Annotated in this window: 15 protein-coding genes; 7 read left to right on the top strand and 8 right to left on the bottom strand. The window is 64.1% G+C overall.

Translation table 11 applies throughout. The features are described from left to right. The first annotated feature begins 90 nt into the window (after positions 1–90). The gene (locus AACH55_RS08735; RefSeq protein ID WP_008327848.1) at positions 91–1071 is read left to right on the top strand and encodes an acetyl-CoA carboxylase carboxyltransferase subunit alpha; all 981 of its coding nucleotides are present in this window, start codon (positions 91–93) and stop codon (positions 1069–1071) included. 79 nt (positions 1072–1150) lie between these two features. Beyond that, positions 1151–2563 (top strand): tRNA lysidine(34) synthetase TilS, encoded by a 1413-nt coding sequence (gene tilS / locus AACH55_RS08740; protein WP_338719042.1) that lies wholly within the window; start codon positions 1151–1153, stop codon positions 2561–2563. 154 nt (positions 2564–2717) lie between these two features. Here the strand turns inward: tilS and AACH55_RS08745 are convergent, their stop codons facing one another. The 3 genes from AACH55_RS08745 to AACH55_RS08755 all read right to left on the bottom strand — a co-directional run bounded on the left by AACH55_RS08745 (position 2718) and on the right by AACH55_RS08755 (position 3756). Continuing rightward, entirely contained in the window at positions 2718–2981 is a 264-nt protein-coding gene (locus tag AACH55_RS08745) for a hypothetical protein (RefSeq protein WP_338719043.1), read from the bottom strand. 118 nt (positions 2982–3099) lie between these two features. Next, positions 3100–3366, bottom strand: coding sequence for a hypothetical protein (locus AACH55_RS08750; RefSeq protein ID WP_338719044.1), 267 nt, complete (start codon positions 3364–3366; stop codon positions 3100–3102). A gap of 105 nt (positions 3367–3471) precedes the next feature. Beyond that, complete coding sequence (locus AACH55_RS08755) at positions 3472–3756, bottom strand: hypothetical protein (protein WP_338719045.1); 285 nt, start codon at positions 3754–3756, stop codon at positions 3472–3474. A 214-nt stretch (positions 3757–3970) separates the two neighbouring features. On the opposite strand from AACH55_RS08755, the gene AACH55_RS08760 reads away from it, so the two are divergent. Continuing rightward, the gene (locus tag AACH55_RS08760) at positions 3971–4630 is read left to right on the top strand and encodes a LysE family transporter (protein ID WP_338719046.1); all 660 of its coding nucleotides are present in this window, start codon (positions 3971–3973) and stop codon (positions 4628–4630) included. Positions 4631–4743: 113 nt separating this feature from the next. Here the strand turns inward: AACH55_RS08760 and AACH55_RS08765 are convergent, their stop codons facing one another. Together AACH55_RS08765 and AACH55_RS08770 are read right to left on the bottom strand one after the other, a co-directional pair. Further along, positions 4744–5016 (bottom strand): PsiF family protein, encoded by a 273-nt coding sequence (locus tag AACH55_RS08765; RefSeq protein WP_338720226.1) that lies wholly within the window; start codon positions 5014–5016, stop codon positions 4744–4746. A 111-nt stretch (positions 5017–5127) separates the two neighbouring features. Next, the gene (locus AACH55_RS08770) at positions 5128–5517 is read right to left on the bottom strand and encodes a lysozyme inhibitor LprI family protein (protein ID WP_338719047.1); all 390 of its coding nucleotides are present in this window, start codon (positions 5515–5517) and stop codon (positions 5128–5130) included. 192 nt (positions 5518–5709) lie between these two features. Between AACH55_RS08770 and AACH55_RS08775 the strand changes: the two genes are divergently transcribed. The 4 genes from AACH55_RS08775 (at position 5710) to rmuC (ending at position 10594) form a co-directional block, all read left to right on the top strand. Continuing rightward, positions 5710–6060, top strand: coding sequence for a hypothetical protein (locus AACH55_RS08775; RefSeq protein ID WP_338719048.1), 351 nt, complete (start codon positions 5710–5712; stop codon positions 6058–6060). 45 nt (positions 6061–6105) lie between these two features. Beyond that, positions 6106–8604: an FtsX-like permease family protein gene (locus tag AACH55_RS08780; RefSeq protein WP_338719049.1), complete on the top strand. Its 2499-nt coding sequence runs from the start codon at positions 6106–6108 to the stop codon at positions 8602–8604. A gap of 81 nt (positions 8605–8685) precedes the next feature. Beyond that, positions 8686–9087 (top strand): group II truncated hemoglobin, encoded by a 402-nt coding sequence (locus AACH55_RS08785; RefSeq protein ID WP_338719050.1) that lies wholly within the window; start codon positions 8686–8688, stop codon positions 9085–9087. A gap of 19 nt (positions 9088–9106) precedes the next feature. Then, positions 9107–10594: a DNA recombination protein RmuC gene (gene rmuC / locus AACH55_RS08790; RefSeq protein WP_338719051.1), complete on the top strand. Its 1488-nt coding sequence runs from the start codon at positions 9107–9109 to the stop codon at positions 10592–10594. Positions 10595–10663: 69 nt separating this feature from the next. Here the strand turns inward: rmuC and glp are convergent, their stop codons facing one another. The 3 genes from glp to moaA are packed head-to-tail and all read right to left on the bottom strand — an operon-like array spanning position 10664 to position 13734. Next, on the bottom strand, positions 10664–11965 hold the full coding sequence (gene glp / locus AACH55_RS08795) for a gephyrin-like molybdotransferase Glp (protein ID WP_338719052.1): 1302 nt from the start codon (positions 11963–11965) through the stop codon (positions 10664–10666). Continuing rightward, positions 11962–12588: a molybdenum cofactor guanylyltransferase MobA gene (gene mobA, locus AACH55_RS08800; RefSeq protein ID WP_338719053.1), complete on the bottom strand. Its 627-nt coding sequence runs from the start codon at positions 12586–12588 to the stop codon at positions 11962–11964. Before mobA ends, glp begins: the two co-directional genes overlap by 4 nt. 30 nt (positions 12589–12618) lie before the next feature. Beyond that, positions 12619–13734 (bottom strand): GTP 3',8-cyclase MoaA, encoded by a 1116-nt coding sequence (moaA, locus tag AACH55_RS08805; protein ID WP_338719054.1) that lies wholly within the window; start codon positions 13732–13734, stop codon positions 12619–12621. Positions 13735–13936 lie beyond the last annotated feature (202 nt).

Genomic DNA, 13936 nt, shown 5'->3' on the forward strand with positions numbered 1-13936 from the left:
CATCCGGGGATCATCGCGCCGCAACCCGCACCGGGCCGGCATTTCCACCGATTCTCGCCGCATCATCGGACTTGTTGAAAAAGGAACACAATGAGTAAATCGACAACGACTTTTCTGGGCTTCGAGCAGGCCATCGCCGAGCTGGATGCCAAGATCGAAGAGTTGCGTTTTGTACAGGATGACTCGGCCGTCGACATCTCCGAAGAGATCGAGCGCCTGGTCAAGAAGAGCCAGCAGCTGACCAAGGACATCTACGCCAAGCTCACGCCCTGGCAGGTCTCCCAGATCGCGCGCCATCCGCAGCGTCCCTATACCATGGACTACGTGCGCGAGATCTTTACCGATTTCCACGAACTGCACGGCGACCGCACCTTTGCGGACGACCAGTCCATCGTCGGCGGTCTGGCCCGTTTCAACGGCCAGGCCTGCATGGTGATCGGCCACCAGAAGGGGCGCGACACCAAGGAACGCGCCATGCGCAACTTCGGCATGCCCAAGCCGGAAGGCTATCGCAAGGCGATGCGCCTGATGAAGGTGGCCGAGAAGTTCGGTTTGCCTATCTTTACCTTTGTCGATACCCCGGGTGCTTTCCCCGGCATCGATGCCGAAGAGCGCGGCCAGTCCGAAGCCATCGGCCACAACCTCTACGTGATGGCCGAGCTGAAGGTGCCGCTGATCGCCACCATCATCGGTGAAGGCGGTTCCGGCGGCGCGCTGGCCATCGCCGTGGGCGACTCGGTGCTCATGCTGCAATATGCGACCTACTCGGTGATCTCGCCGGAAGGCTGCGCTTCCATCCTGTGGAAGACCGCCGACCGTGCCGCTGACGCCGCCGAAGCACTGGGCCTGACCGCGCATCGCCTGAAGGCCATCGGCCTGATCGACAAGATCGTCAATGAGCCGCTGGGCGGTGCCCATCGCGATCCCAAGCAGATGGCTGGCCTGCTCAAGCGCGCGCTGTCGGATTCGCTGCGCCAGTTCCAGGGCATGAAGACCAAGGACCTGCTGGCCGCCCGTCACGAAAAGCTGATGGCCTATGGCAAGTTCAAGGAACTGAATTCGGCCGAGTAATCTGCCGCTTGTTCTTTCCGTCACTCCAGGCGCCAGCGATTGCTTCGCTGGCGTTTGTCTTTTCCGGCGCTGTTTTTTCATGTCCGAACATTCTTCCTCTTCCTCCGGCAAGACCACCAGCGCACTGAGGCAGGCGCTGCAGGCCACGCTGGCGGCCACCGCTTTCGATACCACCCGCGACACGCTGGCCGTGGCCTGCAGCGGCGGGCTCGATTCCACCGTGCTGCTGGAGGTGGCCGCGCAGTGGCAGCAGGAGAGCGGTGGACGGCTGGTGGCGCTGCACGTGCATCATGGACTCTCCGTCAATGCGGATGCCTGGCTAATCCATGTGCAGGATTTTTGCGCGCAGCGGGGCATCGCCTGCGCCTTCGAGCGCGTCCGGCTGGAGCGCGTGGCCGACAGCGGTATCGAAGAGGCCGCGCGACTGGCGCGTTATGCCGCGCTGGGGCGGCTGTGTCGCCAGCACGGCGCGCGCCTGCTGCTGAGCGCGCACCATCTGGATGACCAGGCGGAAACCGTGCTGCTGCAACTGCTGCGCGGGAGCGGCCTTGCGGGCATGTCCGGCATGGATCAATGGAATGCCGCACCGGGCTTGCTGGGCGATGCGCACACCTTGATCGCGCGGCCCTTCCTGAGCGTGCCCCGCGCCCAGCTGGAAGCGGCGGCACGCAGCTGGTCGCTCACCTGGATCGAGGATGAATCCAACAGCGATCCGCGCTATACCCGCAACGCCTTGCGCCATCAGGTCATGCCCGCGCTGGGCCAGGTCTTCCCGGGCTACCAGCAGCGCCTGGCGCGTGCGGCCGGTCATGCGCAAGGCGCACAGGAACTGCTGCGCGAAGTGGCCGAACAGGATCTGGCGCAATGCCGCCATGAAGATCACCTGCGCATGCCGGCCTTGCGTGCCTTGAGCGAGCAGCGCTTCCTCAATCTGATGCGTCACTGGTTTGCGCTACGCGGCATGCGCATGCCCTCCGCGGCGTGGATGCAGGAGATGCGCACGCAATTGCTGCAGGCCGACGTGGAGGCGCAGGTATGCGTCTCCCATCCTGATGGCGAGGTGCACCGCTATCGCGAGCGCGTGTTCCTGGCGCCGCGCCGCAGCTTGCCCGATGAGGGGGAATCCGTGTCGCTGCGCTGGAGCGGGCAGGCGCAGGTGCATGTGCCCGCCTTCTACGGCACGCTGGTATTCGAACGCCTCGCTGAAGGTGATGCGCGGCCCGGCTTCGACCCCGGCTGGCTGGGCGCGCAGACGCTGCAGGTCTGTGGCCGCAGTGGCGGTGAACGCATCAGGCTGGCGGCCAACCGTCCTGCGCGCAGTCTCAAGCAGCAATACCAGAGCGCCGATGTGCCGGCCTGGGAGCGCCCGTATCTGCCGCTGGTATGGGCGGGCGAGGCCTTGCTGTTCGCGGCGGGGATCGGCATGGATTGCGCCCACTTCGCCGGCTCTTCTGCGGGTGAGCGCATTGCGCTGCGCTGGCGGCAGGACTGAACTGCTCAGGCAATTCAAAAAATTCAAACAATTCAAATGATTTAAACGATATAAAAAATATCGCCTCCGAACCCGATGGCGCGGAGGCGATATCCCTGTCATCCCTGACATGTCCGGGCGTCAGACGCCCGGTGTACTGCTCCTTGCGGACGGCTTACTTGGCGGCGCCCTCGGCAGCCGGCTTGGCGTCGGTGCCGGCTGCTTCCTTCTTTTCAGCCTTCTTTTCCGACTTCTTGTGCTTGGCGTGATGGGCCTTCTTGGCCTTCGGTGCGGTCTCGGTCTTGGCGGCGTCAGCCTTGGCCGGGGCGGCGGTGGTGGCAGCCGGAGCCGCAGTGGTGGCGGCTGCGCCGGTCTGGGCGAACACCGGCAGGGTCAGGGCCGACAGCAGGGAGGCAACGATGATGGTCTTGGTTTTCATGATGATGATGTCCTTTCAGAGACAAGTGTCTGGTTTGCGTCAGTAGTATTGTGCGTACTGTATGTACGGTGTGTGCTGCGTGTCTGCATTCTGTACCGGGACTGGCCCGGTACAGTTCTTACTTGGTCTGGGCAGCCGGTTCGGCAGCGGCCTTGGTGTCGGTACCGGCTGCGTCCTTCTTTTCAGCCTTCTTTTCCGACTTCTTGTGCTTGGCGTGATGGACCTTGGCCTTCGGTGTGGCTTCGGTCTTGGCGGCATCAGCCTTGGCCGGGGCGGCGGTGGTGGCAGCCGGAGCCGCAGTGGTGGCGGCAGCGCCCGTCTGGGCGAACACCGGCAGGGTCAGGGCCGACAGCAGGGAGGCAACGATGATGGTCTTGGTTTTCATGATGATGTCCTTTCGGAGACAAGTGTCTGGTTTGCGTCAGTAGTACTGTGTGTACGGTGTGTGCTGCGTGTCTGCAATCTGTATCGGTACTGGCCCGGTACGGTCTTACTTGGTCTTGGTGGCCGACTCGGTAGCCGCCTTGGTGTCGGTCTTGGCTTCGCTCTTGGCGTCAGCCTTCTTTTCCGACTTTTCAGACTTCTCCGACTTTTCGGACTTCTTGTGCTTGGCGTGATGTTCGCTCTTGGCCTTGGGCGCAGTGTCGGTCTTGCCGGCTTCCGCCTTGGCCGTGGCTGCTGCGGGCGCGGCCGGCGCAGCGCTGCCGGTCTGTGCGAACACCGGCAGGGCCAGTGCAGTCAGCAGGGAAGCGACAATGACGGATTTGGTTTTCATGGCAATTTCCTTTAGAAAGTGGTTGTTACGCTCGGCGCTTGATTTTGCGTAATCGCTTCATCGTTTGTGTCGCCTTGCTTCCTATAACGACCCGTCGACGTGAAAGACGACGCGAAAGTGTTTCAATTCATCACGTATTTGTAAGCATTCGTTGCTGCTTTGCTTATAATGGGTGACTCCACATTCCACGCCGCGCCCTCCCAACGAGTTCTTCATGGCTTATCAAACCTGGATCACCTTCTTCTTCGCTGCCTGCCTCATCGCGATCTCGCCCGGATCGGGCGCCGTCCTGTCCATGAGCCACGGCCTCAATTACGGCCTGCGCCGCACCAGTGCCACCATCCTCGGCCTGGAAATCGCCCTGGTGATGGTGCTGATCATTGCCGGTGCCGGGGTCGGCTCGCTGCTGGTGGCTTCCGAAACCGCCTTCAACGTGGTCAAGATCTGCGGTGCCTTGTACCTGATCTATCTGGGCTTCTCGCAATGGCGCGCCCCGGTGCCCTCCGAGCAGGAAGGCGAAGCCATCGATCTGGCCAATGCCGCCGCCCGCGCCCAGCGCGGCCAGCAGTGGTGGCAGCGCTGCATGACCGGTTTCCTCACCAACGCCACCAATCCCAAGGGCATCGTCTTCATGGTGGCGGTGCTGCCGCAGTTCATCGACCACGAGCGTCCGTTGTGGCTGCAACTGCTGGTGCTGGCCGTGACCATGGTGGCGGTGGATCTGGTGGTGATGCATGGCTATGCCTTCGCCGCCAGCCGCTTGCAGCGCTTCTTCCGCAGCCAGAAGGCGATCAAAACGCAGAACCGTTTCTTCGGCGGCATGCTCATGCTGGTGGGCGCCGGTCTGTTCTTCTTCAAGCGGACGCCGCACTGAGGGCCTCGTGCCTTCCTCGCGTGGCGCAGCACAGGCAATAAAAAACCCGCAAGTCGCCTTGCGGGTTTTTTCATGGGTGGCCCGCTTGTGTCGGGCGGGCCGGAAGAGCCGGTTTATTTGTTCTTCTTCAGGCAGGAAGACATGAAGGCCTTGCGCTCGTCGCCCTTCTTGCCGGCAGCGTCGGCGTTACATTGCTTCATCTTGTCCTGCTGGGTGGCCGGCTTGGGTTGTTCCTTCTTCAGGCAGGAGGACATGAAGGCCTTGCGCTCGTCGCCCTTCTTGCCGGCGGCGTCGGCGTTGCATTGCTTCATCTTGTCCTGTTGCGCATTCTGCGCCATCGCAGGGGAGCTGAGCAGCAGCGGAGCGGTCAGCGCGAAGGTGGTCATGGCGAAGAGCAGTTTTTTCATAGGGACTCCCTGGGGCAAGTGGATTCGTGTGTCTGTAATCTGTCTGCGTATTCAGACGCGAGCATTACAGCATGAAAGTTTGTGTCCTGACTAGCGCACGCAGTTCAAGTCGCCTTCCTTGCAGCCTGCAAGATTCTTCAGTTCGTCCGCACGCTGGCGGGTCTTGTCGGCCAGGCAGGTCTGCAGTGCCAGCGAGGCCGCCGATCCCCCTGCACTGGCCGCGCTCTCGAAACGGCAGGACAGGTCGCGGTACTTCAGCCAGGCCAGTTGCACCTCGCGCAGCTGGTTCTGCCTGGCTTTGTTCAGCTTGTCGCGATAGGCCATGTAGGTGGCGTTGAGATCGGCATCGTTCTGGGTCAGCGTCTCGGAGGCGCAGGCATTCATCTCGGCCTGGGTGGTGGCCTTGGTGCAATCGGCGGCAAAGGCGCTGCCGGCACTCAGGAGCAGCGCGGCTGCCAGCAGGGACAGGGGGGCTTTCATGATCGGAACTCCGGTTTCTCAGGGGCCCGTGGCTGCAGGGCATCGCGGCGCGTTTGCAGCTTGTCGGGATAAAATCACATTTTGCCTGTCTTAGAAGAAGGATGAGCTACCCGGTTCGTCCGTTTCTGCCACGAAATTGCAACAAGTCGTATCCGACTTGCCCCTATCCAACCCGCTTGAGGAGACCTGCAGATGGGCTTGAGCTGGCTATCCGCCATCAAACTGATTCCCTGGGGCGATGTCGTCCAGGCCACCCCCGGCATCGTCAAGGGCGCGCGCGATCTCTGGTCGCGCACGCGCAAGGCCAAGACGGCGGTGGAGACCGCGCCTGCCGCACCGGTCGCGGGCGACGTCGGCCAGCTGGCGCAGCGCATCGCCCAGCTGGAAGCCGAGCAACTCGACGCCAGCCAGCTGATCAACACCCTGGCCGAGCAGAATGCGCAACTGGTGGCGACCATGGATGCCATGCGCCGCCGCCTGCGCATGCTGAGCGCCGTCTGCGTGCTGCTGGCCGTGGGCGTGGCGGCGGTGTGGCTGCGCTGAGTTTTTTATCGGCATTTTTCCTGATTCTTTTTCCCTGGCTTCCGCATGTTCCAACAAGCACTGCGCATGACCCTGCGCGACTGGCGCACTGGTGAACTCCGCTTCCTGCTGATCGCGCTGATCGTGGCAGTGGCGGCCCTGTCCTCGGTGGGTTTCTTCGTTGACCGCATGCGCGCCGGCATGACGCGCGATGCGCATCAGTTGCTGGGGGCCGATCTGCTGATCGCCGCCGATCAGCCGCTGCCGCCCCAATGGCTGCAGCAGGCCGGCGCGCAAGGCTTGCTGCAGGCGCAGACCCAGGTCTTTCCCAGCATGGCCCAGGCCGGCGAGGGCGATACGGCGCGTTCGGTGCTCTCGTCCATCAAGGCCGTCAGCGCAGGCTATCCGCTGCGCGGCCAGGTGCGGCTGCAGGGCGCCGATGGCGCTGACCGTCCGGCCGAGGGCATTCCCCGGCCGGGCACCGTGTGGGTGGACCCGCAGATCCTCTCGCAGCTGGATGTGAAGGTGGACCAGACCATCAGGCTGGGCGATCTGCCGCTGCAGATCGCGGCCGTCATCTCGGTGGAACCGGATCGCGGCAGCGCCTTCGTCAACTTCGCGCCGCGTGTGATGCTCAGTGAAAGCGATCTCGCCGCCACGCACCTGATACAGGTCGGTTCGCGCGTGACCTACCGGCTCCTGATCGCCGGGCCGGCCGAGGCGGTGCAGCGCTACCAGAAGCAGATCGAAAGCCAGATCGACACCGGGAAATTGCGCGGCGTGCGTCTGGAATCGCTGGAAAACGGCCGTCCCGAAATGCGCGCCACGCTGGACCGCGCCGAGCAGTTCCTGTCCCTGGTCGGGCTGCTGTCGGCCATGTTGGCCGCGCTGGCCGTGGCCATGGCGGCGCGCCGCTTCATGCTGCGCCATCTGGATGCCTGCGCCATGCTGCGCTGTTTCGGCATGACGCAATCGCAGGTGACCACGCTCTATCTGACCGAATTCATCCTCATCGGCCTGGCCGCCAGCGTCATCGGCATGCTGGTCGGTTTTGCCGCGCACTTCGCGCTGCTGCAATGGCTGGGCAGTTTCATGCCCACCGCCTTGCCGCCGCCGGGCTGGGCACCCGCACTGCAGGGCGTGGCCACCGGCTTGCTGCTGCTGGTCGGGTTTGCCCTGCCGCCCATCCTGCAATTGCGCAACGTGCCGCACAACCGCGTGATCCGCCGCGAGCAGGGCGCACCGCAGGCGCTCACCGTGGCCACCTATGGATTGGGCACGCTGGTGTTTTCAGGTCTCTTGCTGTGGCAGGCGGGCGATCTCAAGCTGGGTTTACTGACCATTGCCGGTTTCCTGGGCGGCTTTGGCCTGTTCGCGCTGGTGGCCTGGCTTTGTCTGCGCGCGCTGCGTTCCTTGCGCGGGCTGGTGGACCGCCAGAGCTGGCGCTTTGCCATCGACGGCCTGCAACGCCGTCCGGCCGCGGCCGTCATGCAGGTGGTGGCGCTGGGGCTGGGACTGATGGCGCTCTTGCTGCTGACTGTGATCCGTGGCGATCTGGTTGGCGCGTGGCAGCAGGCGACCCCGCCTGACGCACCCAACCGCTTCATCATCAACATCCAGCCCGACCAGCGCCAGGGCGTGCAGCAGGTGCTGCGCCAGGGCGGGGTGCAGGATGTGGCGCTGTATCCGATGATTCGCGGACGGCTGGTGCAGATCAATGGCCGTGCCGTCAATCCGGACGATTACAAGGAAGACCGCGCCAAGCGTCTGGTGGACCGTGAATTCAATCTCTCGACCATGGCCGATATCCCACCGGGCAATGGCATCGTGGCCGGCCGCTGGTACGACGACAGTCGCCCGGAAGCCTCGGTGGAACGCGGCCTGGCGCAGACCCTGGGCATTAAGCTGGGCGACCGCCTGCAATTCGACATCGCCGGGCAACTGGTGGAGGCGCCGGTGACCAGCCTGCGCAAGCTGGAGTGGGGGTCACTGCGGGTGAATTTCTTCGTGATCCTCAACCCGACATTGATGCGCGATACGCCGCAAAGCTGGATCACTGCGGTACACCTGACACCGCAGCAGGAGATGCTGGCCAATACACTTGCGCGCGATTTTCCCAATCTGACCGTGGTGGACATAGGAAGTGTACTGAGACAGATTCAGGAAGTGGTCGGTCAAGTGATTGCAGCTGTAGAGTTCCTGTTCCTGTTCACTTTGTGTTCAGGTGTACTGGTACTGTACGCTGCACTGGCAGGGTCCCAGGATGAACGTGTACGGGAAGCTGGCCTGTTGCGTGCCCTCGGTGCGACCCGGCAGGAGCTGTCCCGCGCCCAGCGCATCGAGGTGCTGCTGGTGGGTTCGCTGGCCGGCCTGTTGGCCGCCAGCGGGGCGGCCGGCATTGGCTGGGCGCTGGCGCATTACGTCTTCAATTTCGACTGGAGCTTCAGTCCCCTGGTGTGGGTGGCCGGCATGGGCCTGGGCGCGGCTTGCTCGGCGCTGGGCGGCTGGGCCGGATTGCGCCATGTGCTGCGCCGTCCGCCCTTGCAGACCTTGCGCGAGGCCTGATCCGAAGCAGATCAAGAAAGCCGGCAACAGCTGCCGGACTGCGCCGACGCGCCAGTCCGGCTGCGGTATCATGGCGGTCTTATGCAAATCGAAGATCCCAACCAACCGAGCACGTTCGAACTCATCGGCGGCGCTGACAAGCTGCGCGAGATGGTCGACCGTTTCTATGACCTGATGGACCTGGAGCCGGAGTTCGCCGGCATCCGCGCGCTGCATCCGCCTTCGCTGGACGGCTCGCGCGAGAAGACCTACATGTTCCTCTCCGGCTGGACCGGCGGTCCCAGCCTGTACATGGAAAAATTCGGCCATCCGCGTCTGCGGGCGCGCCATCTGCCTTTCCCCATCGGCATCTCGGAGCGTGACCAGTGGCTGCGCTGCATGACCTGGGCCATGCAGGACGTGGGCCTGCCGGAAGACCTGATGAAGCGCCTGCTGGCGGCGCTCTACCAGACGGCCGACTGGATGCGCAACAAGCCCGAATGAATCGCCCTGGATTGGTCTCATGTCCCTTTTTGAAATGATCCTGGCCGGCCTGGTGGTGGTCGGCCTTGTGCTGCAAGTGCTGATCCTGCTGCGTGGCAGCCAGCGGCAGGATGACGACACCGCGCTGGTGATCGAAGATGCGTTGCTGCAGGTCAAGCAAGACCTGCAGCGCCATCAGCAGGACACGGGCGAGCGCATCGAGCGCGAGCTGCGTGCCCAGGTACAGGCCAGCGCCCAGAGCACACGCCAGGAGCTGGGCGCCAATTTCGCCCAGTTGCAGCAGACGCTGGCCACGCAGATGTCCAGCGTGGCCGGGCTGCAGAACCAGCAGATCGATGGCTTCGCGCAGCAACTGGTGAAATTGAACGAGAGCAATGCCCAGCAACTGGAGAGCATGCGCCAGTCCATCACGCTGCAGGCGCAGGTCAACCGCGAAGAGCAGGCCATGTCGCTCAAGCGTTTCGGCGATACGCTGAACCAGCAACTGTCGGCGCTGACCGAATCGAACGCCCAGCGCATGGCCGAGGTGCGCGCTACGCTCGAAGCCAAGATCAAGGACCTGCAGAACGACAACGCGCACAAGCTGGAAGAGATGCGCAAGACCGTGGATGAGAAACTGCATGCCACGCTGGAGCAGCGCCTGGGTGAATCCTTCAAGCTGGTCTCGGACCGGCTGGACAAGGTGCACCAGGGCCTGGGCGAGATGCAGCAACTGGCCACCGGCGTGGGCGACTTGAAGCGCGTGCTGACCAATGTGAAGACGCGCGGCACCTGGGGCGAAGTGCAGCTGGAAATCCTGCTGGAACAGATGCTCACTCCCGACCAGTACGCCAAGAACGTCGAGACCGTCCCGGCCAGCGGCGAGCGGGTGGAATTCGCCATCCGCCTGCCGGGTGCCAAGGAAGACGCGGGCCAGGTCTGGATGCCCATCGACGCCAAATTCCCCAAGGAACAGTACGAGCGCCTGGTCGATGCCGCCGAACGTGCCGATGCCGAGGGCGTCGCCACGGCCGGCCGCGAGCTGGAACGCGCCGTGCGCGGGGAGGCCAGGACGATTGCCGAGAAATACCTGTCGCCGCCCCTGACGACCGACTTCGCCATCCTCTTCCTGCCTACCGAAGGGTTGTATGCGGAGGTGATGCGCCGGCCGGGATTGTCGGATGAATTGCAGCGCACCTGTCGGGTGACAATTGCCGGCCCGTCCACCTTGTCGGCCCTGCTCAACAGCTTGCAGATGGGTTTTCGCACGCTGGCGCTGGAGAAGCGCTCCTCGGAAGTATGGCAGGTGCTGGGCGCGGTCAAGACCGAGTTCGGCAAGTTCGGCGAAGTGCTGGCCTCCACCAAGAGTGCGCTGGAACGCGTGGCCAAGAACATCGACCAGGCCGAGACCCGGACCCGTCAGATGACGCGCAAGCTCAAGTCGGTGGAAGCCCTGCCGGTGGAGAATGCGCAGAAGCTCTTGGGTACCGGCGAGCCGGATCTTGGCGAGGATGCAGACGGCGTGTGAGGCTGCGCAAGTGCTCATGCGAAAAAGGACGGCTTGCCGTCCTTTTTGTTCATGTGCGCCGCAGCCGTGTCAGACCAGTCCGTCGAACAGCACCACCGCCACCTCTTCGCCCGCCGCCACGTCGCCGCGTTCATGTTCCAGCTCGATGATGCAATTGGCATCCGACATCGAGCGCAGGATGCCGGAACCCTGCATGCCGGTCAGGCGCACGCGCCATCGGCCCTCTTCATCAGGGGCCAGGATGCCGCGCTGGTATTCGGTGCGGCCAGCCTTCTTGCGGATCGCTGTTGCGGTCTGCACACGCAGACGCGGCAGCGGATTGGCTTCGGCACCGGCCAGGCGCAGCAGGGCGTCGCGCACGAAGAAGGAAAAGCTCACCGTCACCGCCACAGGATTGCCGGGCAGGCCGAACAGATAGGCATCGCGCCCGCGCGAACTGATGCGGCCGAAAGCCAGTGGCCGGCCCGGGCGCATGGCGATTTTCCAGAAGCTCATCTCACCCAGCTTGGCCATGATCTGCTTGGTGTAGTCCGCTGCACCGACCGAGACGCCGCCGGAGGTGATGACGGCATCGGCTTGCTCGCAGGCGCTGCGGAAGGCCGCTTCCAGGGCGGCCGGATCGTCCGGCACCACACCCAGGTCCAGCACATCACAGCCCAGGCGGGTCAGCATGCCGTGCAGCGTGTAGCGGTTGGAGTCATACACGCAACCGGCATCGAGCGGTTCACCCACCGAACGCAACTCGTCGCCGGTAGAGAAAAAGGCCACGCGCAAACGGCGCTGCACCGGCACTTCGGCGATGCCCAGAGAAGCCAGCAGGCCGATGTCGGAAGGGCGCAGCACCCGGCCGCGCGGCAGGGCTACGCTGCCCAGGGCCAGGTCTTCACCGCGCAGTCGGCGGTTGTCGCCGGGGCGCACGCGGCCAGCCGGCAGGGTGACGCCTTGTGCATCGGCGTGCGTGGTCAGTTCCTGCGGGATCACGGTATCGCAGCCTTCCGGCATCGGCGCGCCGGTCATGATGCGCACGCACTGGCCGGGGCCGACGCTGCCTGCAAAGCGCTCGCCTGCATGCACCGCGCCGATGATCTGCAGGCGCACTTGCTTGCCCTCGGCCACCTCCTCGCCGCGCAGGGCGTAGCCATCCATGGCTGAATTGTCGTGGGCCGGCACGTCGATGCGGGAAATGATGTCCTGCGCCAGCACGCGCGAGAGGGCGCTGCGGATAGCCAGTTTCTCGACCGCTTCGATGGGCGTGATGAAGTCCTGGATCACGGCTTGTGCGCGCGCCACCGTCATGGCGTTGGGGTCATAGCCGCTGATGCAGCTGACGATCTCTTGCAGCGTGGGCGTTGAAGTCTTGGGTTGGGTCATTGTTCTGATTCGAGCTGTTGCAGTTCCAGCCCGGTATTGATGTTGCAGAAGGCGCGTTCGTCAGGAAACGCCACTTCGACGCAAGCGAGGCTGGCAAACCAGCGGTCCATCTTGCGTTCGCCAGCGGCGAGGAAGGCATCCAGCGAGGCGCGCGTGTCCGTGCGCAGCAGCGAGCATACAGGATGGCGCTGGCGGCCGTGGTCGCCTTCAGTGACCGCGATGGCGGCCTGCGCACCGCTGGCGCTGAGGGCGCTGAGGGCGGCGTAGAGGTGTGCCACCAGGTCATAGGGAATCAGCGGCGAGTCGCACGGGACGGTCGCCAGCAGCGGCGTGTGGCAATGGGCCAGGCCACATTGCAGACCGGCCAGCGGGCCGGGAAAATCCCCCTGCAAGTCATGCCAGACCGGATAGCCGAAGCGCGCATATTCCAGCTGGGAGCGGTTGGCGTTGATCGCCAGCGTGCCGACCTGCGGTGCCAGGCGTTCCAGCACATGCTGTACCAGCGGCTTGCCGTGGAGGACTTGCAGGCCCTTGTCCACGCCGCCCATGCGCGTGCCACGGCCACCGGCCAGGACCAGGCCGGTAATGTGGCTGGTGCAGTAGAGATTGGCGGTGGAAGACATGATGCAGACGGGGAGGGTAGGCGCGCGGCACTAGCCGCCGATATAGGACATCTCGACCTTGCGCACCGGCGCGTCCTGCATGGCGCTGCGCAGTTCGGAATAGCGGTCGCCGCGCTGCCCCCAGAGGGCCGCGATGGCACCGGCAATTTCGGCATCGCTGCTGCCATTGCGCACGATGCTGCGCAGGTCGTGCCCTTCGCTGGCAAACAGGCAGGTGTAGACCTTGCCCTCGGTGGACAGGCGCGCGCGCGAGCAATCCTGGCAGAAGGCTTGCGTTACGCTGGAGATCACGCCGATCTCGCCGCTGCCATCGACATAGCGCCAGCGTTCGGCAGTCTCGCCGGTGTAGTTGGGATCGGCCACTTCCAGCGGCATTTCGGCGGCGATGCGGCGTACCACCTCGCTGGAGGGTAGCACCTCGTCCATGCGCCAGCCGTTGGAGGAACCCACATCCATGTATTCGATGAAGCGCAGGATGGCCGGGCTGCCCTTGAAGTAGCGTGCCATCGGCAGGATCTGGTCGTCGTTGACGCCCTTCTTGACCACCATGTTGATCTTGATCGGACCGAGGCCGGCAGCGTGCGCCGCTTCGATGCCTTCCAGCACACGGGCCACAGGGAAGTCGACGTCGTTCATGCGGCGAAAGCTCGCGTCATCCAGCGAATCCAGCGAGACCGTCACGCGCTTGAGTCCGGCTGCCTTGAGGGCCACGGCCTTTTGCTTCAGCAGGGTGCCATTGGTGGTCAGGGTGAGGTCGATTTCCTCGCCGTCGGGGGTGCACAGGGCGGCCAGCATGCCGATCAGGGTCTCGATGTTCTTGCGCAGCAGCGGCTCGCCACCGGTCAGGCGGATCTTGCGTACGCCATGCGCCACGAACTGGGCCGCCACGCGGGTCAGCTCCTCGAAGGTCAGCAGGTCGGAATGCGGCAGGAACTGGTATTGCTTGTCGAAGACATCCTTGGGCATGCAATAGACGCAGCGGAAATTGCAGCGGTCGGTGACTGAAATGCGCAGGTCATGCAGCGGACGTCCCAGGCTGTCGGAGAGCCGGCCGGTAGGCTGGACGGCCACCGGCGCGCCGACACCTGACGGGCTGGCGGATGAGGCTTGCCGATAATCGACGATGGGAATGACGCGCTTGTTCATACGTTCTGGCGGTAACAGGTGTGTAAAGATAGCACGGCTGGCGCAGTGGCGTAGATGCACGATCATGCATATAGCGCATGCCTGCGGCTGACGTTGAGCGCCTGTCGCCGCCAAACGCCCGGCCCGGACGGGATCTGGCTTGCAAGGGCATCAGTGGGCGCCGCAACTGTATCGTTGCCAGCGGATGGCAACTGTCCGCAAA

This window comes from Herbaspirillum sp. DW155, from assembly GCF_037076565.1.
Taxonomy (GTDB): domain Bacteria; phylum Pseudomonadota; class Gammaproteobacteria; order Burkholderiales; family Burkholderiaceae_D; genus Herbaspirillum.

Bases quoted from the DNA above. Each gene is read 5' to 3' on its own strand.
- AACH55_RS08770 (WP_338719047.1), bottom strand. From the start codon at position 5,517: ATGAAAGCCCCCCTGTCCCTGCTGGCAGCCGCGCTGCTCCTGAGTGCC.
- AACH55_RS08775 (WP_338719048.1), top strand. From the start codon at position 5,710: ATGGGCTTGAGCTGGCTATCCGCCATCAAACTGATTCCCTGGGGCGAT.
- AACH55_RS08745 (WP_338719043.1), bottom strand. From the start codon at position 2,981: ATGAAAACCAAGACCATCATCGTTGCCTCCCTGCTGTCGGCCCTGACC.
- glp (WP_338719052.1), bottom strand. From the start codon at position 11,965: ATGACCCAACCCAAGACTTCAACGCCCACGCTGCAAGAGATCGTCAGC.
- rmuC (WP_338719051.1), top strand. From the start codon at position 9,107: ATGTCCCTTTTTGAAATGATCCTGGCCGGCCTGGTGGTGGTCGGCCTT.
- AACH55_RS08760 (WP_338719046.1), top strand. From the start codon at position 3,971: ATGGCTTATCAAACCTGGATCACCTTCTTCTTCGCTGCCTGCCTCATC.
- AACH55_RS08750 (WP_338719044.1), bottom strand. From the start codon at position 3,366: ATGAAAACCAAGACCATCATCGTTGCCTCCCTGCTGTCGGCCCTGACC.
- mobA (WP_338719053.1), bottom strand. From the start codon at position 12,588: ATGTCTTCCACCGCCAATCTCTACTGCACCAGCCACATTACCGGCCTG.
- tilS (WP_338719042.1), top strand. From the start codon at position 1,151: ATGTCCGAACATTCTTCCTCTTCCTCCGGCAAGACCACCAGCGCACTG.
- AACH55_RS08780 (WP_338719049.1), top strand. From the start codon at position 6,106: ATGTTCCAACAAGCACTGCGCATGACCCTGCGCGACTGGCGCACTGGT.
- AACH55_RS08735 (WP_008327848.1), top strand. From the start codon at position 91: ATGAGTAAATCGACAACGACTTTTCTGGGCTTCGAGCAGGCCATCGCC.
- moaA (WP_338719054.1), bottom strand. From the start codon at position 13,734: ATGAACAAGCGCGTCATTCCCATCGTCGATTATCGGCAAGCCTCATCC.
- AACH55_RS08785 (WP_338719050.1), top strand. From the start codon at position 8,686: ATGCAAATCGAAGATCCCAACCAACCGAGCACGTTCGAACTCATCGGC.
- AACH55_RS08765 (WP_338720226.1), bottom strand. From the start codon at position 5,016: ATGACCACCTTCGCGCTGACCGCTCCGCTGCTGCTCAGCTCCCCTGCG.
- AACH55_RS08755 (WP_338719045.1), bottom strand. From the start codon at position 3,756: ATGAAAACCAAATCCGTCATTGTCGCTTCCCTGCTGACTGCACTGGCC.